This is a genomic window from Massilia sp. ZL223, assembly GCF_018119395.1.
In the GTDB taxonomy this organism is placed as follows: domain Bacteria; phylum Pseudomonadota; class Gammaproteobacteria; order Burkholderiales; family Burkholderiaceae_D; genus Telluria.
In genome coordinates this window covers 16781-39107 of record NZ_JAGPWD010000021.1, presented here as the reverse complement: position 1 = coordinate 39107, position 22327 = coordinate 16781, and the positions used below count along the sequence as shown (strand labels likewise).

Below are 22327 nucleotides of genomic sequence, written 5' to 3'. Positions count from 1 at the left end.
TACCATGGGGCATCGCGGCGCCCAAGCCGCTTCGCCCCGGGGAGGCCCGTTGCCGTTCTCACGCCATTCGCTGCCGACGATACGCTCCAAGCTCTACACCCTGGTCCTGGCCTGCGCGCTGCCGATCCTGATCGGCTACATCGCCCTGGCCCGGGACGCGGCGGTGCGGGAGCGTTCGCACGTGTCGGACGACGCCCAGACCGTGGCCGAGGTGCTGGCCGCCGCGGTCGACCGTGACCTCGACAGCGGCGAGACGGCGGCGCGGGTGCTGGCGAATTCGCCGACGCTGGCCAGGGGCGAACTCGAATCCTTCCATGCCGCCGCGCGCCTGCTGCTGCGCCCGGAATTCCCGGCCCAGGGCTTCATGCTCAGCGGCCCCGGCGCGGCGCCCCTGCTCCATACGCGCTACTCCTATGGCGCGCCCCTGCCCGTGCTCGGCAATCCGGACGACATCCGGCGCGTGTTCGCCACCGGGGATTCCATCGCCTCGGGGCTGCACCGGGCGGAAGGCGACCAGCCCTACGCCTTGTCGGTGGACGTGCCGGTCTGGATCGATGGCAAGGTGCGCTATGTCCTGTCGGTGCTGCTGCGGCCGCGCAGGCTGACCGAACTGCTCGAAAGCCAGCATCTGCCGGACGGCTGGGCCGCGGAAATCTACGACAAGCGCCTGCTGATGGTGTCGCGCAGCAGCGACCCCAGCGCCCACGTGGGCGCGCCCATGGCGCCGGCCCTGGCGGAACGGCTGGCCCGCGACGGGCGCGGCACCGTACCGCTGGGCAGCGGGGAGGAGGCGGGCTTCGCGGCCTACGCGCGCTCGCCCAAGCACGGCTGGGTGGTCGCGATCCGCTACCCGACCAATGCGGCGCGCGAGCTGCTCGGCCATTCCCTGGCCACCACCGTGATCGCGATCGCCGTCCTGCTGATCATCAGCCTGGGGCTGGCGCGGGCCCTGGGCGGCGCCATCGCGCGCGCCGTGCGCGACCTGGCCGAGCCGGCCGAGAGCCTGGGCCGCGGCGAGCCCCTGGCCCTGCCGCCGCCCGAGATCGACGAGGTCCACAAGGTGGCGCGCTCGCTGCAGCGCGTCGACGCCGAGCTGCAGGCCTACCGCACCCGCCTCGAGACCCTGGTGGACGAGCGCACCGCCGAACTGGCGCGTTCCAAGGCCCAGCTGGAGATCGTCTACGCCTCGGCCCCGGTCGGCCTGTGCTTCATGGACACGAACATGCGGGTGGTCATGATCAACGACTACCTGGCCGAGATCAACGCGCTGTCCGCGCGCGAGCATATCGGCCACACCCTGCCCGAGCTCCTGGGCCCGGTGGGCAGCGAGTTCGAGGTCGGCTACCGCAAGGTGCTCGAGACCGGCCGTCCGCTGCTCGAAGTAGAAGCCACCGGCGAGGTCCCGGCCACGCCGGGACAGACGCGCCACTGGATCTCCAGCTACTACCCGGTGTGGGGCCCCGACCACCAGCTGATGGGCGTGAACGCGGTGGTGCTCGACATCACCGAGCGCAAGCGCCAGGAACAGCGCAACCGCGACAACGAAGAGATGTTCCGGGTGCTGTTCGAGGGTTCCAGCGACGCCCAGGTCCTGATCGCCTTCGGGGCCGGCTACGTCAGCGCCAACCAGGCGGCGGCCGACCTGTTCGGCTATCCCGGCGTCGACGCCCTGCTCAATGAATCGCCGGTCAGCACTTCACCACCCTTCCAGGGCGACGGCCGCCCGACGGCCGAAGCGGCGATGGAATACATGCGGCGCGCCATCGACACCGGGCGCTGCCAGTTCGAATGGCTGCACCGGCGCGCCGACGGCAGCCTGTTCCATGCCGACGTGCTCCTGAGCCGGATCGATATCGGCGGCGCGGGCATGATGGCGGCCACCATCCGCGACATCAGCGCCCGGGTCGAGGCGGAGGCCGCGCTGCACGCCGCCAGCGCCCAGCTGGCCGAGCGCGAACGCTTCCTGCGCACCGTCACCGACAACCTGCCGGCCCTGGTCGGCTACTGGGACGCGCAGCAGCGCTGCCGCTTCGCCAACCGCCCCTACCTGGACTGGCTCGGACGCAGCGAGGAGGACGTGCTGGGCCGCACCGCGGCCGAGCTGCTGCCGGCCGAGCAGCTGGCGCAGGTGAAGCCCTTCCTGGAAGCCGTCCTCACCGGCGCGCCCCAGACCTTCGAGCGCACCCTGTCCAAGCCGGGCGGCGCCATCATCCAGGCGCTCAGCAACTTCATTCCGGAGGTCGACGACGCCGGCCAGGTGCGCGGCTTCTACATGCTGCATACCGACGTGACGGACCTCAAGCACGTCCAGTCCCAGCTGGTCGGCGCCCTGCACCAGGCCGAGGCGGCCAGCCGCGCCAAGGGCGAGTTCCTGGCCAACATGAGCCACGAGCTGCGCACGCCGATGAACGCCATCGTCGGGCTGGCGCGCCTGCTCGAAGAAGGCCAGCTGGGCCGGCGCGAGCGCGGCTACGTCTCGCGCATGCAAACCGCGGCCCGCTCGCTGCTGGGCATGCTCAGCGACCTGCTCAACTTCTCGCGCATCGAGTCCGGCCAGCTGGTGCTGGAGCGTACGCCCTTCGCGGTCGACAGCCTGCTGGCCAGCATCGCGGTGATCACCGCGCCGAATGCCTGGGCCAAGGGCGTGGAGCCGGTGTTCGCGGTGGCGCCCGATGTTCCGGCGACCCTGCTGGGCGACCCGATGCGCCTGGAGCAGGTGCTGCTCAACCTGGTGGGCAACGCCGTCAAGTTCACCGAGCGCGGCGAGATCGTGCTGTCGATCCGCGTCGTCAAGCGCGCCGCCGACCAGGTGGAGCTGGGCTTTTCCGTGCGCGACACCGGCATCGGCATCGCGCCCGAGCAGCAGGCGCGCATGTTCGAGGCCTTCTCGCAGGGCGACAGCTCGACCAGCCGCAAGTACGGCGGCGCGGGACTGGGCCTGGCGATCGCGCGCCGCCTGGTGGAGCTGGCCGGCGGCCGCCTGGGCCTGACCAGCGCCGCCGGCGCGGGAGCCGACTTCCATTTCACCCTGCCTTTCGTGGTGGTCGACGATGCGCGGCCCCTGCCGGCCGGCGCCGGCCAGCCCTTGCGGGTGCTGGTGGCCGACGACAACCACAGCGCCTGGGCCGCCCTGGCCGCGGCGTGCGCCGCCTATGGCTGGAGCGTCGACGGCGCCGGCGGTGGCCAGGCGGCCCTGGACAAGCTGCGCTCCGGCCAGCGCTACGACCTGGCCTTCCTGGACGCCGCCATGCCGGACCTGGACGGAGTCGAAGTGCTGTCCAGCGCGCGGGCCGACAATCCGGGGGCGCTGCCGCGCGTTTGCCTGCTGGTGGCCGACCCCGACGCCGAGCGCATGGCCGAACTGGCGAATGAGCTGCAGCTGGGCGCGGTGCTCGGCAAGCCCTTCACGCCCACCACCTTGCGCGCGGCCGCCGACCGCCTGCTCGGCGGGGACGCCACATCCTCCTCCGCGCCGGGCCAGGCGGCGCCGCTGGCGGCCCGCCTGCTCGGCCTGCGCGTGCTGCTGGTGGAGGACAACCCGATCAACCAGGAAGTGGCCAGCTTCATCCTGACCCACGCGGGCGCCAGCGTCGACATCGCGGGCAACGGCCGGGTGGCGGTCAGCATGCTGGCCGAGCGCGCCGACTACGACGTGGTGCTGATGGACGTGCAGATGCCGGTGATGAACGGCTACGAGGCGGCGGCCGCGATCCGCGCGGCCGGCCTGGCGCTGCCGATCGTCGCCATGACCGCCAACGCCATGGAAGAAGACCGGGCCCGCTCGCTGGCCGCCGGTATGCAGGCCCACCTGGCCAAGCCGATCGACGTCGACGAACTGGTGGCCACGCTGGCGCGCATCGTGCCGCGGGCCGCCGCGCCCTGCGCCGCCACAGGGAAGGAGGAACCGTCCCAGGCCGCGCCGATGCCGGTGCCGGCCCACTTGCCCGGCATCGACCTGCAGGCCACCCTGCCCCGCTTCGGCGGCAGCTTCGAGCGCTTCGCCGCGGTGTTCGGGCGCTTCGTCGATGGCCGCGCCGCGGCGCTGGCGGAGCTGCGCCTGCTGGTCGACGCCGGCGACCGCCAGGCCGCGCAGCAGGCCACGCACCGGCTGCGTGGGGTCGCCGCCAACCTGGGCGCGGTCGACGTCGCGCGCGCGGCCCACGAACTCGAACTGGCGCTGCGCAACGAGGGCCAGCCGACCGTGGTCCTGCGCCTGGCCGAACTGGCCGCGGCCCTGGACGTCGCCGCCGCCGGCGCGCGCGAGCTCGAGAACCCCACGCGCGATGCCGCCCTGCCCCTGCCGGCGGAAGGCGGCGGCGCGGCGCTGCAGGACGCGTTGGCGCGCCTGCTGCATCTGCTGGAGAATAACAACATGAAGGCGACCACCCAGTTCGAGGTCCTGCGCCCCGCGCTGGCGGCGCGCTACGGCCAGGAAGCGGCGGCCGCGCTGGCGGAAGCCGTCGGCACCCTGCGCTTCGGGGAGGCGGCCGCACGAATACGCGAACTGTTAGAAGGAAAGGCGCAAGCATGAGCTGGACCGAAATGGCCCTCAACGGGCGCATCCTGGTGGTCGACGACGCCATGGAAAATATCCAGATCCTGCACGGCGCCCTGCAGGACGAGCAGGAAGTGCTGTTCGCCCTGGACGGCCAGCGCGCCCTGGAACTGGCGCGCACCCAGCATCCGGACCTGATCCTGCTCGACGCCGTGATGCCCGACATGGACGGCTACGCCGTGTGCGCGGCGCTGCGCGCGGCGCCGGAAACCAGCGACATCCCGGTCATGTTCGTGACCGCGCTGACCAGCCCCGAGGACGAGACGCGCGCGCTGGAGGCCGGCGCGGCGGACTTCATCACCAAGCCGGTCAACGCCGCGGTGGTGCGCGCCAGGGTGCGCACCCAGCTCACCGTCAAGCGCCAGGCCGACGCCCTGCGCGCCCTGACCCTGACCGACCCGCTCACCGGCGTGGCGAACCGGCGCGCCTTCGACGAGCGCCTGGAAGCCGAATGGCGGCGCTGCGCGCGCGCCGGCTTGCCGGTGTCGCTGATCCTGGTCGATGTCGACCATTTCAAGATGTACAACGACCATTACGGCCACCAGGCCGGCGATGCGGGACTGGTGCAGGTGGCGGCCGGCCTGCGCCGGGCCGCGGGCCGCACCCACGACCTGGTGGCCCGCTACGGCGGCGAGGAATTCGCGATCCTGCTGCCCCAGCTGGACGCCGCCGGCGCCGAATGCGTGGCCCGCCGCCTGCAGCAAGAACTGGCCCAGCTCAACCTGCCGCACGCCGCCTCGCCCACCGCCTCGCGCCTGACGGTCAGCATGGGGCTGGCCACCCAGGTGCCGGGCGAAGACCAGGCCGCGGCAGCCCTGGTCGCCGCAGCCGACACCCAGCTCTACGAAGCCAAGGCCGACGGCCGCAACCAGTACCGGATCGCGGTCCAGGAGCTCCAGCCGCTTCAGCCGTAACAGCGCACCAGGAATTCGGCGGCGCACACCGGCCGCCCGTCTTCGGCGCCATCGCGTTCGACCAGTGCCTCCCAGGTCAGCTGCAGGCCGCCGGCGACCGGTTCGGCCGCCGCCAATGTCCAGCGCGCCCGCACCCGGCTGCCGACCGGCAGCGGCGCCGGAAAGCGCACCTTGTTCAGGCCATAGTTGAGACCCATGCGCAGGCCCTCGATGCGCAGCGCGCTGTCCAGCATGGCCGGCAGCAGCGACAGGCTCAGGAAACCGTGCGCCACCGGCCCGCCGAAAGGCGATTCGCGCCGGCAGCGTTCCGGGTCCACGTGGATCCACTGGCGGTCGCCGGTGGCCTCGGCGAAGGCGTCGACGCGCTCCTGGCCGACCGCGAACCAGTCGGAGAGCGCGACTTCCCGGCCCGCCAGGCCGGGCAGTTCTTCGAAGCGCAGCACCCTAGGCATCGGCGCCCTCCTTCGGACGGCGGCCGAACATGCCCATGCCCTCGACGGTGCAGACTTCCTCGCCGTGCTGGTTGGTCGCGATCCACTTGGACCACACCACGCCGCGGTCCGGCTTGGAGTTCGAGCCCTTCACCTCCTGCGTCAGGTAGCGCACCCGCAGGGTGTCGCCGGGACGCAGCGGCCGGATCCAGCGCACCTTTTCCAGGCCGGGGGAACCCATGCTCGAGGCGGCGCACATCAGGCCATCGACCACCATGCGCATCATCATGGCGCAGGTGTGCCAGCCGCTGGCGATCACCGTGCCGTAGATCGAGGCGGCGCCCGCCTCATGGTCGACGTGGAAGGGCTGGGGATCGAAGTCGCGCGCGAAGGCCACGATCTCCTCCTCGGTCACGAGCCGTTCGCCCAGGTCGATCTCCTGGCCGGGATAAAAATCCTCGAAATACCATTGCGTCTTTTCTACCTTGCTCATGCCGCCTCCCGGGCGAAGCCAGGCAGGGACGCGAAGCGCGCCAGGTGGTGGTCGCTGTCGCCCAGGGTCAGTTCGATCATCGACAGGCGCTTGAAGTAGTGCGAGGCCGGCAGTTCGTCGGTCACGCCCATGCCGCCATGCAGCTGGATCGCCTGCTGCCCGATGAAGCGCGCCGCCTGGCCCACGCGGTACTTGGCCGCCGACACGACGCGGCGCCGCTCGTCGTCCGCGCCTTCGGCCAGGCGCACCGCGGCCAGCAGCGCCATCGACCGCGCCTGCTCGAGGTGGATGTACATGTCGGCCATGCGGTGCTGCAGGCCCTGGAACTTGCCGATCGGGACACCGAACTGCTGGCGCGTCTTGAGGTAATCGAGGGTGGCGTCGAACAGCGCCTGCATCGCGCCCAGCGCCTCGGCGCACAGCAGGCCGGCGCCATAGTCGGCGGCCGCCTCCAGGATCGCGGCGCCCTCGCCCGCCTTGCCGATCAGGCTTGCCTGTGGCGCCAGGACGCCCTCCAGGCGCACATCGGCGGCGCGCATGCCGTCCAGGGTGCGGTAGCCGGTCACCGTGATGCCGGGCGTATCCGCAGGCAGGGCGAACAGGCTGATGCCTTGCGCATCGCGCTGGCCGCCGCCGGTCCTAGCGGACACGATCAGCACACCTGCGGCGGCGCCGTGCAGGACCGCCTTCTTTTCACCCTCCAGGCGCCAGCCGGCGTCATGCGCCTCGGCGCGGGTCGCGATGTCGTTCAGCTCGTGGCGCGACTGGCGCTCGCCCAGCGCGCAGGCCAGTTTCAGCTCGCCGCCCGCGACCTGGGCCAGCAGCTCGCCGTGGCCGCCTCCCAGGCGCAGGAATTCGGCGCCCAGCATGGTGGCCAGGTAGGGCTCAACCACCAGGCCGCGGCCCAGCTCCTGCATCACCACGAACATGTCGACCGCGGAGCCGCCGAAACCGCCGTGTTCCTCGGCCACCGGCAGCGCCGTCATCCCGAGTTCGGCCAGGGTGGCCCAGGCGCGGTCGTCGATGCCGCTGTCCGAACGGACGATCGCGCGGCGTTTCTCGAAGTCGTAGCCGCGTCCCACCCAGCGCCTGAGCGCATCCGCGAACTGGAGCTGTTCTTCTTTGAAGTCGAAGTTCATCGTGGTCCCCTTACAGCCCCAGGATCATCTGGGTGATGATGTTGCGTTGGATTTCGTTCGAGCCGCCGTAGATCGAGGTCTTGCGGTAATTGAAGTAGTAAGGCGCGAGCGGCGCCGCCTCGTCGTCGCCGGCGATGCTGTGCGCGCGTTCGCCTTCGAGGTAGGCCGGGTCGAAAGGCAGGGCCATCGGGCCCGCCGCCTCCAGCATCAGCTCCGTCAGGGCCTGCTGGATGTCGGTGCCCGTCACCTTCAGCACCGAGGCCTCCGGCCCGGGCGCCTGGTCGGCGCGCGCCAGCACGCGCAGCACCGTGATTTCCAGCGCCATCAGCTCGATCTCGACGCCGGCCACCTTGGCGGCGAACAGCGGATCCTCGATCAGCGGGCGGCCGTTCTTCTGCTCGCGCGCCGCCAGGCGCTTGACGAAGGCCAGTTCGCGCTTGGAACGGCCGACCGCCGCGATGCCGGTGCGCTCATGGCCCAGCAGGTATTTGGCATAGGTCCAGCCGCGATTTTCCTGGCCCACCAGGTTGGCCACGGGCACGCGCACGTTGTCGAAGAACACCTCGTTCACTTCGTGGTCTTCGTCGAGCATGATAATGGGGCGCACCGTGACCCCGGGCGCATGCATGTCGATCAGCAGGAAGGAAATGCCTTCCTGCTTGCGCACGCCGGGATCGGTGCGGACCAGGCAGAAGATCATGTCGGCATGCTGGGCCAGGGTGGTCCAGGTCTTCTGGCCGTTGACGATGTAGTGGTCGCCGTCGCGCACGGCCGTGGTCTTGAGCGAGGCCAGGTCGGAACCGGCGCCGGGCTCCGAATAACCCTGGCACCACCAGTCCTGGCAGGACAGGATGCGCGGCAGGTAGTGATCTTTCTGGGCCTGGTTGCCGAAGGCCATGATCACGGGAGCGACCATGTTGACGCCGAAAGGCAGGATGGGCGGCGTGCCCGCCAGCGCGCATTCTTCCTCGAACAGGTGGCGCTGCACCGGGGTCCAGCCGGGGCCGCCGTATTGCTTCGGCCAGCCCGGCGCCACCCAGCCCTGGGCGGCGAGGATCTTGTGCCAGCGGACGTAGTCGTCCTTGTTCAGGCGCCGGTGCTGGCGCACCTTTTCCTGCAAGTCCTGCGGCAAATGGGAATCGAGGAAGGCGCGAACCTGGTCGCGAAAGGCCAGGTCCTCGTCCGTGTAATGCAGATCCATGTCGTCTCCTTGTTATTGTCGCCCGAAAAAGCACGATCGTTCACAAGGATTGTACATGAATCAAGATTGCCGCCAAGTGGGCGGCGCTAGACACGCAGCGAAATACCCGCGCACGACAAGCGAAAAAAAAGGCGCTGTCACCGTTGAGTGTTGAAGATGCCAATCGCGGCTCGCAGGAGAGTGTCAGGCGAATCCAAGCGATTTCCATCCAGCGCCCAGCGCCATCCGAGATAGTTGGGAAGGTAGCGAGTGGCTACGCCATGGAAGCGGGCGAGCCATTTCCGGCAGCGGCGATGGTAGGCGTTGACGTTCTGGACATGGACTGCCCCGCGCACACGCTCGCCGGCGCGCAGGTTGACGGCCTGGTGAGAGATGCCGGATTCACGCGCAAAATAGCGGTCCAGCCCAACCGTCGAACGCAGCACCTGAAGCAGCTGCTCGCGTTGACGCTTGCTTAGGACTGCGACCTGTTCCAACAGCTTCTTGAATGTGGAGGCCTTCATCGCTTCCTCCGCCGAGATATGGATCCTCGTTAGACCTCAGCAGTTAAGGAAGATTCAACACTCAACGGTGACAGCGCCAAAAAAAAAGCGCAGCCCGCAGGCTGCGCTCACGCTTACCCAGGAATTACTGCTTGCGGCGGCGGGCCAGCGAGCCGGCGCCGACCAGGCCTGCCAGCATCAGGGCGACGCTCGACGGCTCAGGCACCTCGGCCGGCTGGGCATTGCCTTCGCCCTGGTCGACACCCACGCCCACGTCGACACCCACGTTCTGGTCGAGACCCACGCCTTTGCCAGGGATGTCGTCCAGTGCCGGGGTGAAATCGCTGCCATTGCCCAGGCCCGGCTTGGTCACGCCGTCCAGGACGGTCACGCCGTCGTTGGTGTTCACGACCGACTTGCTGTTGCCCAGACGTGCGGCCAGTGCGCCGTTGTCGGTGCCCAGCAGGTAGTTACCCTGGACGCCCGAGGCGTACTTCAGTTGCGTGCCGCTGCTGCTGGCCTGCTGGGCGCTCACCTTGCCGAACAGGACGTCTTCCAGGCTGGCGCTGGCGCCGTGGGAGATACCACCAATCAGCGTCACATTGTCCGACAGTGCGCCGGATGCGATCACGTCGGTGCCGTTGCCGTTGGTCCAGTTAGTCAGGAAATTGGAGGATGCGGCGGCCGGAACGACTGCTGCTTGGGCCATACCAGCGCTGACGAGCAGCGCTGCTAGTACAAGGCGGCGAATTGCCATGATAATAACTCCTTTGAGGTTGAGCGGTTATTCTTATTGCAACTTCAAAGTTATCGTAACATAACTGGAAAATTATCAATCTTTACAAGTGTTAAATTGTGCGCTGTTGTTTATTGTTGAGTTGTAGCAGACTCATCATATGGAAATCGCGGTAGGGGAATGGCTGTACTAGGCGAACATTTCAATTCGGTAAGCGCGTTTTTTTCGTCCCCGCCTTCCAAAAGTATATTAATTTCGAGCAAGTAGCCCTATTGATTACACACGTTCTTTAACCGATAGGTACCGACTCGTCTGTTGGGTGTTTAACATACCAATGACTATCTGAAATTATCAGACCGACCACATCCAACGAATTGTTTCATTGTGTAATTATTATTGACAAAGATCGCGTGTGAATTCGGCCGGTCATCGCGATCGCCACGCAAAGAAAAACGGCCGCACCCTTTCGAATGCGGCCGTTTCAGCAGGCCGGGCGACCCGGGGATTCAGACCCGGCCAAGCCGGGTCGGGGTCAGTTACCCCGGGTCGATGCCATATACGGCATGGCGCGGGAGGCCATGCGGGTATCGGTCTTGAGCATGCCTACCTCGTCGGCCAGGATGTTCGCCGCTTCCTGGAGCAGCACGTCCTTGGCGTCCTTGGCGGCCTTCTCGGCTGCCAGCTCGGCCTGGAGGTTGCGCTCGTCGGCCTGCAGGCCGTCGTCCTGGCGCGGCGAACCGCGCAGGGCCACCACCGACTTGGCCGGCTTGGTTGGTTCCGGCACCTTGGCGCGGGCTTCCTTGCCGCCCGGCGCACGGGCCGGCTCGTCCTCGGCGGTGCCGGAGGCGCCTGCCAGGCGGGCTTCACGCAGCTTGGCGCGGGCGTCCTGGGCGTCGCGCTCCTTGCGGCGCACGGCTTCGTTCAGCGAGATCGCGTTCTCCTTGCGCAGCTTCAGCACCTCGGCGATGTCTTCCTGCAGGAACTGGAACTCCTTGTCCTTGGCGATACGCGCCTCGTGACGTTTCTGCAGCGGCGCAATCAATTCCTTCAGGTCGCCCGCCGGCAGGTAGGTCGCCGGCTTGATCGCCACCCACGGCAGCGCATTGTCATACGAGGACTCGCCGAAGTTCTCCAGGTCCGACAGCACCGGCAGCTTGATGTCCGGCGTCACGCCGCGCAGCTGGGTGGTGCCGCCATTGATGCGGAAGAACTGCGCGATGGTCATCTTGAGTTCGCCGTAGCGCACTTTCTCGCTCTGCGAGAAGCGGTCCAGGTCGATCAGGGTCTGCACGGTGCCCTTGCCGAAGCTCGGCTCGCCGATCACCAGGCCGCGGCCGTAGTCCTGGATCGCCGCGGCGAAGATCTCGGACGCCGAGGCCGAACCGCGGTTGATCAGGACGCCCATCGGACCATCCCAGGCCAGGCCCGGCGTGGTGTCCGCCTCGACCTCGACCCGCCCTTCGGCGGTGCGCTGCATGACCACCGGGCCCTTGTCGATGAACAGGCCGGTCAGCTCGATCGCCTCGATCAGCGAACCACCACCGTTGTTGCGCAGGTCGATCAGGACGTTGTCCACCTTATCCTTCTTGAGCTCGCCAAGGATGCGGGCCACGTCGCGGGTCGCGCTGCGGAAGTCCTTGTCGCCCTTGCGGCGCGCCTCGAAGTCCAGGTAGAAGGTCGGCAGCGAAATCACGCCGATGCGGCGCTCCACGCCGTTTTCCTTGACCTTGATGATCGACTTCTTGGCGGCCTGCTCTTCCATACTGATCTTCTTGCGCACCATCGACACGGCCACGTGCTTGGCGTCCTGGCCGCCGTCGCCCGGGATCACGTCCAGGCGGACGGTCGAGCCTTTCTCGCCGCGCACCAGCGCCACCACGTCGTCCAGGCGCCAGCCCAGCACGTCGGTGAAGGGACCGTTGCCCTGGGCCACGCCGACGATGCGGTCGCCGACCTTCAGCTTGCCCGACTTGTCGGCCGGGCTGCCCGGCACGATCTCGCGGATGATGGTGTATTCGTCGCGCGACTGCAGCACGGCGCCGATGCCTTCCAGCGACAGGCGCATCGAGATGTCGAAGTTGTCGGCCGAGCGCGGGCCCAGGTAATTGGTGTGCGGCTCGATCGCGGTCGCGTACGCGTTCATGAACATCTGGAACACGTCTTCGTTGTTCAGCTTCTTGATGCGGCTGATGTAGTTCTCGTAGCGCTTGTCCAGGGTCTCGCGGATCGCCTTGTCTTCCTTGCCGGCCAGCTTCAGGCGCAGCCAGTCGTTCTTGACGCGCTTGCGCCACAGGTCGCGGATCTCGTCCTCGGACTTGGCCCAGGGCGATTTCTCGCGGTCGAGCTGCAGGGACTCATCGGCAGTGAAGTCGAACCTGGTCTTCAGCAGTTCACGTGCATACGTCATGCGCTCGGTGAAGCGCTGCTGGTAGAGGTTGTAGATCGTGAACGGAACGGTAAGGTTCTCGCTGTTGATGGCGTCGTCGAGCTTGGTGCGCATCGGCGCGAACTGGTCGACGTCGCCTTGCACGAAGTACAACTTCTCGCTGTCGAGGGATTCGAAGTAGTTGTCGAAGATCTTGCTCGACATCGCATCGTCCAGTGGCACCGCCTTGTAGTGGTAGCGCCCCAGCACGCGCGAGGCCCACAGCGCGGCCTGGGTCTGGGCCGCGATCGGCTTCATCTGGGAGGCGGGAGTGGACGGCGCGATGGTGGCGACGGCCTTGTCCCTTTCGGGCTGTGCGGTCACCACATGGGCGGACATGGCGAATGCCAGGGCGGCGATGAACACGTGCTTCTTCATTCTTCGGTTCTCCGAACGGATACTGTTGCGGTGGCGGTGCGGCCCAGCGACACTTGCAGGCATGGACCGGTCAAACCGCGCTTGCGGCCCATTCTACAGGAAGGAACTGGCAAGCAGAGCGGGATTGTACGTTTCGGTAGTGCAAACTTAAGGCTGGCATAAGCCATGCGTTAGCCTTTGATAAGCTGGAGCAGCTGGCCATGGTAAATGTAGAAACCCAGGCCCAGCGCCAGCAGCGGCACATAAGGCCAGGAGCGGCTCGCCAGGCGCCAGTCGACCGGCGATGGCCAGAACGACAAGAACTGCGGCGCCAGGACGAACATGAGGGCGAGGTCGAGGGGTTCAAAGGCCCACTGTCCCCGGGTGCGCCACCAGCCCACCAGGAAAGGCAGCAGCAGCACCAGCAAGGGCGCCAGCGCCGCCGGCGCCGCGTTATACCAGCGCAGGTTGGCGAAGGTGACCGAACCCAGTTCCCAGTTGTGTCCCTTGCCGGGACGCGGAATGCGGCGCGGCACCACGCTCAGGCCGATCGGCTCGGCATTGGTCAGCAGGCCCACCGAGAAGTGCGCCAGCTCGTGGCACAGGGTGCCGGCGGCCGTGAACACGAAGAAGAAGGGATGGGCGCTGGAGCCGATCCAGAACAGGAAGGCCAGCGCCGCCGAAGGAGCGAGGTAGAGCAGCAGGTCGGCATGCGGCCAGGCCTGGAACGCGCTCAGCAGCGCCATGGGCAAGCCGCCGCGCGATCAGGTCGAATAGAAGCAGCGGCCGCAGGCCTGGCGGTAGCTTTCGTTGCCGCCGATGCTGACCTGCTCGCCTTCCTTGATGCGGCGGCCTTCCGTGTCGACGCGGATGTTCATGGTCGCCTTCTTGCCGCAGGTACAGATGTTCTTGATTTCCTCGATGTCGTCGGCAAGCGCCAGCAGGTAGGCCGAACCGGGGAAAGGCTCGCCGCGGAAGTCGCTGCGCAGGCCGTAGCAGATCACGGGCACGCCGCGCACCTGGGCCAGCTGGTGCAGCTGCTGGACCTGGGCCGTCGACAGGAACTGGGCTTCGTCGACCAGCACGCAGGCCACGTCCGGCGCCTTGTCCAGGAAATTGGTATCGGATGAGAAGGTATCGACCTGGCGCTGCGGGCCCAGGCGCGAGGTGATCAGGCCGACGCCGTAGCGGTCGTCGATGGCGGCGGTGTAGAGCTTGACCTGCTGGCCCTGCTCCTCGTAATTGTGCGCCACCTGCAGCAGTGCGGTCGATTTGCCGGCGTTCATCGCCGAGTACCTGAAATAGAGTTTAGCCACTGCCCTGCCCTACGCGGAAAAATGGGAAAAATGAGAGTTGGATTATAGCAAGCAGCCCTAGCCGCCGGCCAGCACCTGGGCCGGGTTTCCCGCCACGCTCGCACCCGCCGCCACGTCGTGGGTGACCACGCTGCCGGCGCCGATGATGGCGTCGTCGCCGACCGTCACCCCGGGCAGGATGATGGCCCCGCCGCCGATCCAGACATTGCAGCCGATGGTGACGGGCCGGCCCGATTCGAAGCCGGCGCGGCGCTGCACGGGGTCGCGCGGATGGTCGGCCGTGTAGATATGCACGCCGGGGCCGATGCGGGTGTCGTCGCCGATCGTGATCGGGGCGACGTCGAGGAAGACGCAGTCGAAGTTGACGAACACGCGCGCCCCGAACGCGATGTTCCAGCCGTAGTCGCAATGGAAAGGCGGGCGCAGCACGGCGCCCTGCCCTACGCGCGCGGCCCGCTCGGCCAGCAGCGCCTGCCACACCGGCACCGGCTCGCCCAGCGCCGCGTTATAGCGCGCCAGCCAGGCGGCGGCCGCCGCCTGCTCGGCCCGCAGTTCCGCGTCGCCGGCGTGGTAAGGCAGGCCGGCAAGCATTTTCTGCTTTTCGCTCAGGCTCATGGGTTCACATGCCCGGATGGTAGCGCCGTTCGAGCTGCTTCTCGATGTCTTCCTTGTAGAACAGGACATCCTTGAATTCGCCGCGGCTGTACATCTCGGCCTGGTCGCTGAAGTGCGGCGAGCGCGGATCGCCGCTCTGCCCGCCGGCCAGGATGCTCTTGGCGCGCACGCGCGGACCGAACTCGACGGCGGCCACGAAGCTGTTGCCGCGGTCGCCATAGATGCGCCTGGTCTTCTGCTTGGCCACCATGCCGAAGGACGCCAGCGAACCCCAGTTGGCCGAGGCGAAGGCCACCGGCCAGCTCGGCTTGCTGTCGTCGTACTGCTGGTCGATGTCGCCGCTGATGCGCTGGAAGCGGTTGATCTCGCCCCAGGGCGTGCGCCAGTCGCCGAAATCGGCCTGCAGCTTGCTAGAGGCGCGCGCCAGCGAGGCCAGGCGCTCCTCGCCGTTCAGCTGGCTGGTGATGAAGTCCACCGCCGGCGTGCCCTGGGCGCGGGCGCGCGCGCCGTGCTGCGCCACCATGTCCTGGCCCCAGTAGATGGCCAGCGAGGTCGGCACCGAGGCCGCCGCGTAGCGCTGGTCCCAGTTGCGCAGCACCGCGACCTGCTCGCCCAGCTGGGCCTTGCGCGGATCGGACTCAGGCAGCGCTTCGTAGTCCTTGAACAGCTGAGGGAGCAGCGGCTCGAAGGCGGTCAGGTGGCTGTCGTAGGAAGCGGCGATCAGGCTGTCGATGCTGAAGTCCTTCGCGCCCTTGAGCACGCGCTCGGCGTGGCGGCCGCGCGCGTTCTCGGGCAGCGACCACATGTAGTCCGGATAGTCCTGGCGCCTGGGGCTGCTGGCGCCGGAGCTGCTGAAGGGCCAGTTGTTGGTGTTCGAGATATAGCCGCTGGCCGGGTTGAACAAGGTGATCGTCTCGCGGATGTCGTGCAGGCCCTTCCACTCGGTGGCCGGGTTGCTGCCGTCCACCGGCTTGCTCCAGTCGAAGCGCGGGTCGCGTTTCGGGATGAAGTTGCCGTGGAAGTAGGCGATGTTGCCGTCGGCGTCCGCGTACACCGTGTTGTTCGAGGAATTGGTGCGCAGCTCCATCGCCTTGTAGAAGGCGTTGTAGTTCCTGGCCTTGGTGCGGGTGTAGGACTGGGTGAGCGCCTTGAGGGGCTCGTCCATCATCCTGACCGCCACCCACTTGCCGTCCAGCGCGCGCACCACCGGGCCGTGGTGGGTGAAATACGCGGTGACGGTGCGGCTGGCCATGGCGCCGCCTGGCGTCTTGTACGGCAGGGTGACCGGCACCGCGCGCACCTGGCGCTCGCCCTCGCCGTACTTGTAGAAGAATTTGCCGCCGCGCTCCGTGACCGTTTCCAGGTATTCGTCGATCACGTCGCCGCCGCCCGAGGTATGCATCCAGCCCAGCTTGTCGTTGAACCCCTGGTAGATGAAGAACTGGCCCCAGGTGACGGCGCCGTAGGCGTTCAGGCCCTCCTCGCTCACCATGTGCACTTCGGGGCGGAAGTAGAAGGAGGTGTGCGGATTGATCATCAGGAGCGCGCGTCCCGACTTGCTCAGCTTGGGCGCGATCGCGAAACCGTTGGAGCCGCGCGGCTCCGGGTCGAAGCCTTTGCCGGCGTCCAGCTGCGCCAGCTCGGTGCGCTTGCCGTAGAACTGCTCCAGCTGCTTGAGGTCGATGGATTCGATGTCGCCGCCGATACTGCCCTCGCTGAAGCTCAGCGCCATCCACGGCTCGAAGCGGGTGATGAGCTTGGGCTTGACCTCGGGATGGGTGTGCAGGTACCAGTTGAGCCCGTCGGCGAAGGAATTCATGAGCTTCTTCAGCCAGGCCGGGCTGGCGGCGTACTTGGCCTTCATGGCGTCCGGCTGGATGTACAGCTTCATGCGCAGGTCGCGCCAGATCTCCTTTTCGCCCTCTACCTCGGCCAGGCGCCCCATCGCGTTGATGTAGTTGAGCTCGACCCGGTTGAAATCGTCCTCCGCCTGCGCATAGATCATGCCGAACACCGCATCCGCATCGGTCTTGCCAAACACGTGCGGAATGCCCCACTTGTCGCGCAGGATCGTCACCTGCTGCGCCGCCTTCTTCCAGCGCGCGATGTCGGCGCTGCTGGCGGCGTGCTGCGCGGCCGGCTTGAGGGCGGGCTCGGCGTGGGCGGCCTGGGCCGTGAATGCGGCGGCGCCGAGCAGCGCGGTGACGATGAGACGGGGTCTGAGCATGGGTGAAGGTCTCCTGGAGGATGGTGTTATGCGTCCTGGGCGCCCGCTGCGGCCAGGCGTTGCTTCAGTACTTCGTTCTCGGTCATCAAGGTGGCGACGCGGTCTTTCAGCGCGGCTACCTCGGCGCGCAGGGCGGCCTTCTCGTCGACCGGCTCGCCTTCGGGCGTTTCCTTGCGCGGACGGCTGGCGGCCTTCTGCTCGCGCACCTGGCGCGCAGCCTGCTGCAGCTCCTTGCGGCCGCCTGCGACCGCGGCGATCTGCACCGCTTCCGGCAGCTGGGCCACGTTGGCGGCGGCATTGATCGAAATCGTCCCCTGGCGCACGGCCTCGCGCAGCTGGGGCGTGGCGGCCTTCTGGATGCGCTCGATCTGGCTGATGGTGTTGCTCGACACGCGGGCTGCGCGCGCGATGTCCTCGCGCGTGTTCCAGGGCGGAGTTGTATCGGCGCCGGGGTCGTTCTTGTCGCCCTCGTCGGCTTCGGGTTTTTCCAGCACGCGGGCGGCATGGATTTCCTTCTTGCGCAGGGCGAGCACGCCGCGCTGGAAGTCGGATACGCTGCGGCGCGCCAGGTGGTTGTCGATCATCCAGAGCATCACGTCTTCCAGGGACGTGAACTTGTCGTTCTGGACGGTGCGGAAGTCGATGCCGTGCTTGCGGCAGATCTCGTAGCGGTTGTGGCCGTCGATCAGCACGTCGCCCCACAGCACCAGCGCGTCGCGGCAGCCTTCCGCGAGCAGGCTGCGCTCGAGGGCGGCGTATTCGATGGGCGTCAGGGGGTCGACGAAGGATCGGAGCTCGTCGTTGATCGTGATGTTCAAATGGTAGTCCTCATGCATGCTTCAGGCGTCAGCGTGGCGCCGTCCGGCGCCGCCGTGCATGCTACACCATCCTTGCCACCCTTCCAATGTCGAGGCCGGCTACTCGGTATGTGCATTGCTGCTTCGCCCGTCCTGGGCGTCGGATTTTTTACAAACAGTCGCGCCGCGCGAAGGAACCGGCGGTAAACCTTCCTCAGATCAAGGACATGGGTTTCTAGCCCGAATATTGCGTGGTCGAAATCATTTCCCCATGGAGGATTCAATGAAGATTTCCGTCCTGGTCGCGGCCCTGCTGCTATCTCCCGTCCTCGCCCAAGCCGGCGTCCTGTATGAATGGCGCGCCCTCAAGCACGAGACGCCGTATGGGATCACGCTCCGGCTGGAGTTCGACCATGACACGGTCAGGAGCGGCGCATTCAGCTTTCACCTCGTCCCCGAGCAGCCGCCCATGCCTCGTCCGGGTTCCGGCCTGCTGTCCATGCACTACGCCTTTCCCGGCGTGTACACGCCGATGACCTATTTCCCGAGAACCGAGGGCTTCGCGCACGGCTTGGGCGACCTCGGCATGGAACTGAGCTTCCATCGGGGCGGCTACCTGAGCGGCTATATCTACGCGAACAACAGCGAGCACCCTATCAGGTTGGAGTCGAACAGCATCGTCTTCACCGTGCAGGACGCGAACAGCGACCAGGGCATGCCCCAGGCGGGGTCCGGCTGGACCACGGAGATTCCCCGCACCGGGGCGACCGGCCACATCCGGCAGGTACCGGAACCGGCCTCCCTGGCGCTGCTTGGGCTTGGATTGTTGGCGACGGCTGGAATCCGGCGCGGCGGAAAACATCGCCCCGTGCATGCGAAGCGCGGAGACTGACTCGCTGGATGCCTGGCGCGATCCGCACCGGTCGCGCGGCGCGCCCGCAGGCAAGGTCCCGCGAACGCGGCCGTGAAGGGCGGCAGTTCGCTGTGAACAGAAGAGGAAATTCGTGGTGCCCGGAGCCGGAATCGAACCGGCACGCCATTCCTGGCGGGGGATTTTAAGTCCCCAGTGTCTACCAGTTTCACCATCCGGGCAGCGCGCGGCATTCTAGCACATGCATGCCCTGCCAGGATCATCCTGGCAATTTTGCCCATGCGGCAAGAGAGCCGCCCGCTGCTGCTGCCTGTTCGCCCCCGGCCGCGTTCAGTGGCCTAGACCCGCGATTGACGAAACAGCTCAGCCACTCCGGGGCCATCGTTCCTGTCGGAATAACTTACATGCCATTGCTACGGTGTCCAAGCATCCAGGCGGATCGCGGTGGGAGGCCCGATTCGCCCGGCTGCAGCCCGCCGCGGCGTGCGACTGGGGGAAAGCGCTTCCTCTGACTGGCATAGACCACTGGGACGAAAAAAAAGAGCCGCTGCCCGTACTGCCGGCAGCGGCCGAATCCTCAGCCATGCTGAGATGGAGACACAAAGAGAACCGACCACTCGCGCCGGTACGCAACCAGAGATTGGGATACAAATCCTCCGTACAAGCCCGTTTTTCGGTAATCCAGGCCGCGTCCTTGCGTAAGCCTAGTCGCACACCACGCGGGAAATACATCTTCAGCGCCCTGCCAAGCGAACTCGGCCACGCTTTTTTACAAGTTCTTTGATCCATTTCAATCGCATTACTGACACAGATCAGGCAAAGGAATACATTGGCAACAGGGTGATCCAATCAAGCATCGGTCGCCCGGCCAGATTCCCTTGCTGACCCGGCTCGCCGGTCGTATGGAAAGCAGGCCGCACGGGTCCGCCAACCCGTTTGAAAGGAACGAGCATGTACAAGACCATCGTGGTGCATGTCGACGGCAGCCCGGAGCAGGAGACCCGCCTGCGCGCCGCCGCCCGGCTCGCCAATGGACAGGAGGCCCATCTCGTGGGCAGCGCCGCGACCGGGATTTCCTGGCTCGACTACGCCCTGCTGACCGGCTCCATGGGCGCGCCGATGATGCCGGAGTCCGATTTCAACGGCGTGCGCGAGGCGGTCCAGCTGCGCCTGCGGCAATTCGAAACCGCCATCCAGCGCCTGGGCGTCGCATCCTTCGAAAGCCGCATGATCGAGGACGACGCCCGCTACGCGCTGCTGCTCGAGTCGCGCTATGCCGACCTGGTCGTGGTCAGCCGCGAAGCCGAGGCTCCGCCCATTCCCGGGCTGGCGACCCAGGTGCGCGGCTTGCCCGAGTACGTCGCCCTGCACGGCGCCCGGCCCGTGCTGGTGGTGCCGGCCGGCTGGCCCGACCTGCCGCTGAACGGCCACGCCGTGGTCGGCTGGGACGGCAGCGTGCAGGCCATCCGCGCCATCGCCGCCGCCATGCCGCTGCTGCGGCAGGCCGAGTCGGTCAAGCTCACCCTCGTCAATCCCGACACCATGGGCGACCTGCATGGCGAGGAACCGGGGGCCGACATGGCCCTGCACCTGGCCCGCCACGGCGCCAGGGTCGAGGTGGTGCTGGAGCACACACGCGACAGCGCCGGCGAAGCCCTGATGGCGGTGGCGCGCCGCGCCGGCGCCAGCCTGCTGGTCACCGGCGCCTTCGGCCACAGCCGCTACCGCGAATTCGTGCTCGGCGGCGTCACGCGCGCCCTGCTGGCGCGCAGCACAAGCCCACTCCTGATCGCACACTGACGATGCCACCCGATACCCGCCCCGAAGCCGCCGACAGCACACGGCGCCTGGAAGCCAGCTCCTGGCAAGGCGTCAAGCCGCGCTATCCGGAAGCCACCGTCGGCCACGCCGTGGCCGACCTCGTGCTGTCCGCCTGGCTCGGCCGCATGACCGGTCACCTGTCGCCCGGCGCCCTTGGCGTCGCCTGGTTCGACTGGGCCTGCCACCTGATGCTGTCGCCCGACAAGCAGCACGAGCTGTTCACCCAGGCCGCCACCAGCACCCAGCGCTGGCTGACCTATGCGAGCACCGGCGGCGCCGATCCGGTGCGGCCCCTGGAGCAGGACAAGCGCTTCGCCGACCCGGACTGGCAGGCCTGGCCCTGGCACCAGATCAGCCAGGCCTTCCTGCTCACTCAGCAATGGTGGCACCGCGCGACTGCGGGCGTGCGCGGCGTCTCGCCCCACCATTCGGACGTGGTGACCTTCGTCGCACGCCAGATGCTCGACTGCGTGGCGCCCTCCAACTTTGTCGCCACCAATCCGGTCGTCCAGCGCGCCACCCTGGAGAGCGGCGGCCTGAACCTGCTGAATGGCGCGATGCGCGCGGCGCGCGATGCACGCGAGGCGCTGACCGGCCAGGCGCGCCCGCCCAGCTTCCGCCCGGGCCGCGAGGTGGCGGTCACGCCGGGACGGGTCGTCATGCAGAACGAGCTGATCGAGCTGCTGCGCTACGATCCGGCCACCCCGGACGTGTACGAGGTGCCGCTGCTGATCGTGCCGGCCTGGATCATGAAGTACTACATTCTCGACCTGTCGCCGCACAATTCGCTGGTGCGCTACCTCGTCGAGCGCGGACACATGGTCTACATGGTGTCGTGGAAGAATCCGCAGGCGGAAGACCGCGAGCTGTCGATGGACGACTACCGCCGCCTGGGCGTGATGGCGGCCATCGACACCATCACTGAGCAGACCGGCGCACCGCACATCAATGCCGCCGGCTACTGCCTGGGCGGCACCCTGCTGGCCATCGCGGCGGCCACCATGGCGCGCGACCACGACCGCCGGCTGGCCAGCATGTCCCTGCTCGCGGCCCAGGTGGACTTCACCGAGCCCGGCGAACTGTCCCTGTTCATCGACGACAGCCAGGTCAGCTTCCTGGAAGCGACCATGTGGCAGCAAGGCTACCTCGACACGCGCCAGATGGCCGGCGCCTTCCAGCTGCTGCGGTCGAACGACCTGATCTGGTCGCGGCGGCTGCGCCATTACCTGCTCGACATCCCGGACCGCGAGACCGACCTGATGTCCTGGAATGCGGACGCCACCCGCATGCCCTACCGCATGCACGCGGATTACCTGCACCGGCTCTTCCTCAGGAACAGCCTGGCCAGCTCGCGCTACCTCGTCGGCGGGCGGCCTGTGGCCCTGACGGACATCACGGCGCCGATCTTTGCCATCGGCACCCTGACCGACCACGTGGCGCCCTGGCGCTCCGTCTACAAGATCATCCCGCTGAGCGATACCGAGGTGACCTTCCTGCTGACCTCGGGAGGCCATAACGCGGGCGTGGTGGCGCCGCCCGGCAGCGCCGGGCGGAGCTACCAGATCGGCGTGCACGCCCACGCCGATCCCTACATCGACCCGGACACCTGGCAGGCACGGACCGAGCAGGTCGAAGGCAGCTGGTGGCCCGCCTGGGAAGCCTGGCTGGCGCGGCGGGCCGGACCGCGCGTGGCGCCGCCTCCGGCCTTGCCCGACCGGCCGCCGGCCCCAGGCGCCTATGTGCTGCAGCGCTAAGGACTCCATGGCCGGGCTCTCTGGCGCCGGCCCGCGCATGGTGAGCTGTTGCTTTTGATAGAGAAAAATTGCCGTGCCCTACCGTACGCGCGCCTTGAAGTCCGCTGACTTAGAATCATTCGGCGCTGTTACCGCTACATTCCAACAGGCTGCCGGGGCTGCGAGGCGGGATCACGGCGGCAGCGGCGAGGGC

16 protein-coding genes, 1 tRNA gene and 1 pseudogene are annotated in these 22327 nt (G+C 67.5%); 5 read left to right on the top strand and 13 right to left on the bottom strand.

The window, feature by feature from the left end; all coding sequences use genetic code 11:
- Positions 1-49: 49 nt before the first annotated feature.
- Both KBW95_RS14135 and KBW95_RS14130 read left to right on the top strand, forming a co-directional pair.
- On the top strand, positions 50-4531 hold the full coding sequence (locus KBW95_RS14135; protein WP_211528559.1) for a PAS domain-containing protein: 4482 nt from the start codon (positions 50-52) through the stop codon (positions 4529-4531).
- Positions 4528-5469, top strand: a complete 942-nt coding sequence (locus tag KBW95_RS14130) for a diguanylate cyclase (RefSeq protein ID WP_211528558.1) — start codon at positions 4528-4530, stop codon at positions 5467-5469. Before KBW95_RS14135 ends, KBW95_RS14130 begins: the two co-directional genes overlap by 4 nt.
- Here KBW95_RS14130 and KBW95_RS14125 read toward each other — a convergent pair.
- From KBW95_RS14125 to KBW95_RS14070, 12 genes and pseudogenes are all read right to left on the bottom strand, one after another.
- On the bottom strand, positions 5460-5921 hold the full coding sequence (locus tag KBW95_RS14125; protein ID WP_211528557.1) for a MaoC family dehydratase: 462 nt from the start codon (positions 5919-5921) through the stop codon (positions 5460-5462). The genes KBW95_RS14130 and KBW95_RS14125 overlap by 10 nt on opposite strands.
- A complete protein-coding gene (locus KBW95_RS14120) occupies positions 5914-6393 on the bottom strand; it encodes a MaoC family dehydratase (RefSeq protein WP_211528556.1) in 480 nt (159 codons plus the stop codon). The genes KBW95_RS14125 and KBW95_RS14120 overlap by 8 nt, the downstream gene beginning before the upstream one ends.
- On the bottom strand, positions 6390-7532 hold the full coding sequence (locus KBW95_RS14115) for an acyl-CoA dehydrogenase family protein (RefSeq protein WP_211528555.1): 1143 nt from the start codon (positions 7530-7532) through the stop codon (positions 6390-6392). The genes KBW95_RS14120 and KBW95_RS14115 overlap by 4 nt, the downstream gene beginning before the upstream one ends.
- A 10-nt stretch (positions 7533-7542) precedes the next feature.
- Positions 7543-8733, bottom strand: coding sequence for an acyl-CoA dehydrogenase family protein (locus KBW95_RS14110; protein ID WP_211525973.1), 1191 nt, complete (start codon positions 8731-8733; stop codon positions 7543-7545).
- Positions 8734-8868: 135 nt separating this feature from the next.
- Positions 8869-9125: pseudogene (locus tag KBW95_RS14105) on the bottom strand (IS1595 family transposase); the annotation flags it as partial.
- A 235-nt stretch (positions 9126-9360) separates the two neighbouring features.
- Positions 9361-9924 carry a PEP-CTERM sorting domain-containing protein gene (locus tag KBW95_RS14100; RefSeq protein ID WP_211525972.1) on the bottom strand — a complete coding sequence of 188 codons (564 nt, stop codon included), beginning with the start codon at positions 9922-9924 and terminating at the stop codon, positions 9361-9363.
- Positions 9925-10483: 559 nt separating this feature from the next.
- Entirely contained in the window at positions 10484-12754 is a 2271-nt protein-coding gene (locus KBW95_RS14095; protein WP_211525971.1) for a carboxy terminal-processing peptidase, read from the bottom strand.
- Between the two features lie 170 nt (positions 12755-12924).
- Positions 12925-13479 carry a hypothetical protein gene (locus KBW95_RS14090; RefSeq protein ID WP_211525970.1) on the bottom strand — a complete coding sequence of 185 codons (555 nt, stop codon included), beginning with the start codon at positions 13477-13479 and terminating at the stop codon, positions 12925-12927.
- A gap of 18 nt (positions 13480-13497) precedes the next feature.
- Complete coding sequence (locus KBW95_RS14085) at positions 13498-14049, bottom strand: thymidine kinase (RefSeq protein ID WP_211525969.1); 552 nt, start codon at positions 14047-14049, stop codon at positions 13498-13500.
- Between the two features lie 57 nt (positions 14050-14106).
- The gene (locus KBW95_RS14080) at positions 14107-14664 is read right to left on the bottom strand and encodes a sugar O-acetyltransferase (RefSeq protein WP_211525968.1); all 558 of its coding nucleotides are present in this window, start codon (positions 14662-14664) and stop codon (positions 14107-14109) included.
- A 4-nt stretch (positions 14665-14668) separates the two neighbouring features.
- On the bottom strand, positions 14669-16891 hold the full coding sequence (locus KBW95_RS14075) for a penicillin acylase family protein (protein WP_211528554.1): 2223 nt from the start codon (positions 16889-16891) through the stop codon (positions 14669-14671).
- Positions 16892-16917: 26 nt separating this feature from the next.
- The gene (locus KBW95_RS14070; protein ID WP_211528553.1) at positions 16918-17709 is read right to left on the bottom strand and encodes a hypothetical protein; all 792 of its coding nucleotides are present in this window, start codon (positions 17707-17709) and stop codon (positions 16918-16920) included.
- A 262-nt stretch (positions 17710-17971) separates the two neighbouring features.
- Here KBW95_RS14070 and KBW95_RS14065 point away from each other — a divergent pair, with 262 nt between their 5' ends.
- On the top strand, positions 17972-18580 hold the full coding sequence (locus tag KBW95_RS14065) for a PEP-CTERM sorting domain-containing protein (protein ID WP_211528552.1): 609 nt from the start codon (positions 17972-17974) through the stop codon (positions 18578-18580).
- 113 nt (positions 18581-18693) lie between these two features.
- Here the strand turns inward: KBW95_RS14065 and KBW95_RS14060 are convergent.
- A tRNA-Leu gene (locus tag KBW95_RS14060) sits at positions 18694-18780 on the bottom strand.
- 730 nt (positions 18781-19510) lie between these two features.
- On the opposite strand from KBW95_RS14060, the gene KBW95_RS14055 reads away from it, so the two are divergent.
- Together KBW95_RS14055 and KBW95_RS14050 are read left to right on the top strand one after the other, a co-directional pair.
- Positions 19511-20359: a universal stress protein gene (locus KBW95_RS14055; RefSeq protein WP_211528551.1), complete on the top strand. Its 849-nt coding sequence runs from the start codon at positions 19511-19513 to the stop codon at positions 20357-20359.
- Positions 20360-20361: 2 nt separating this feature from the next.
- Entirely contained in the window at positions 20362-22134 is a 1773-nt protein-coding gene (locus tag KBW95_RS14050) for an alpha/beta hydrolase (protein WP_211528550.1), read from the top strand.
- Positions 22135-22327 lie beyond the last annotated feature (193 nt).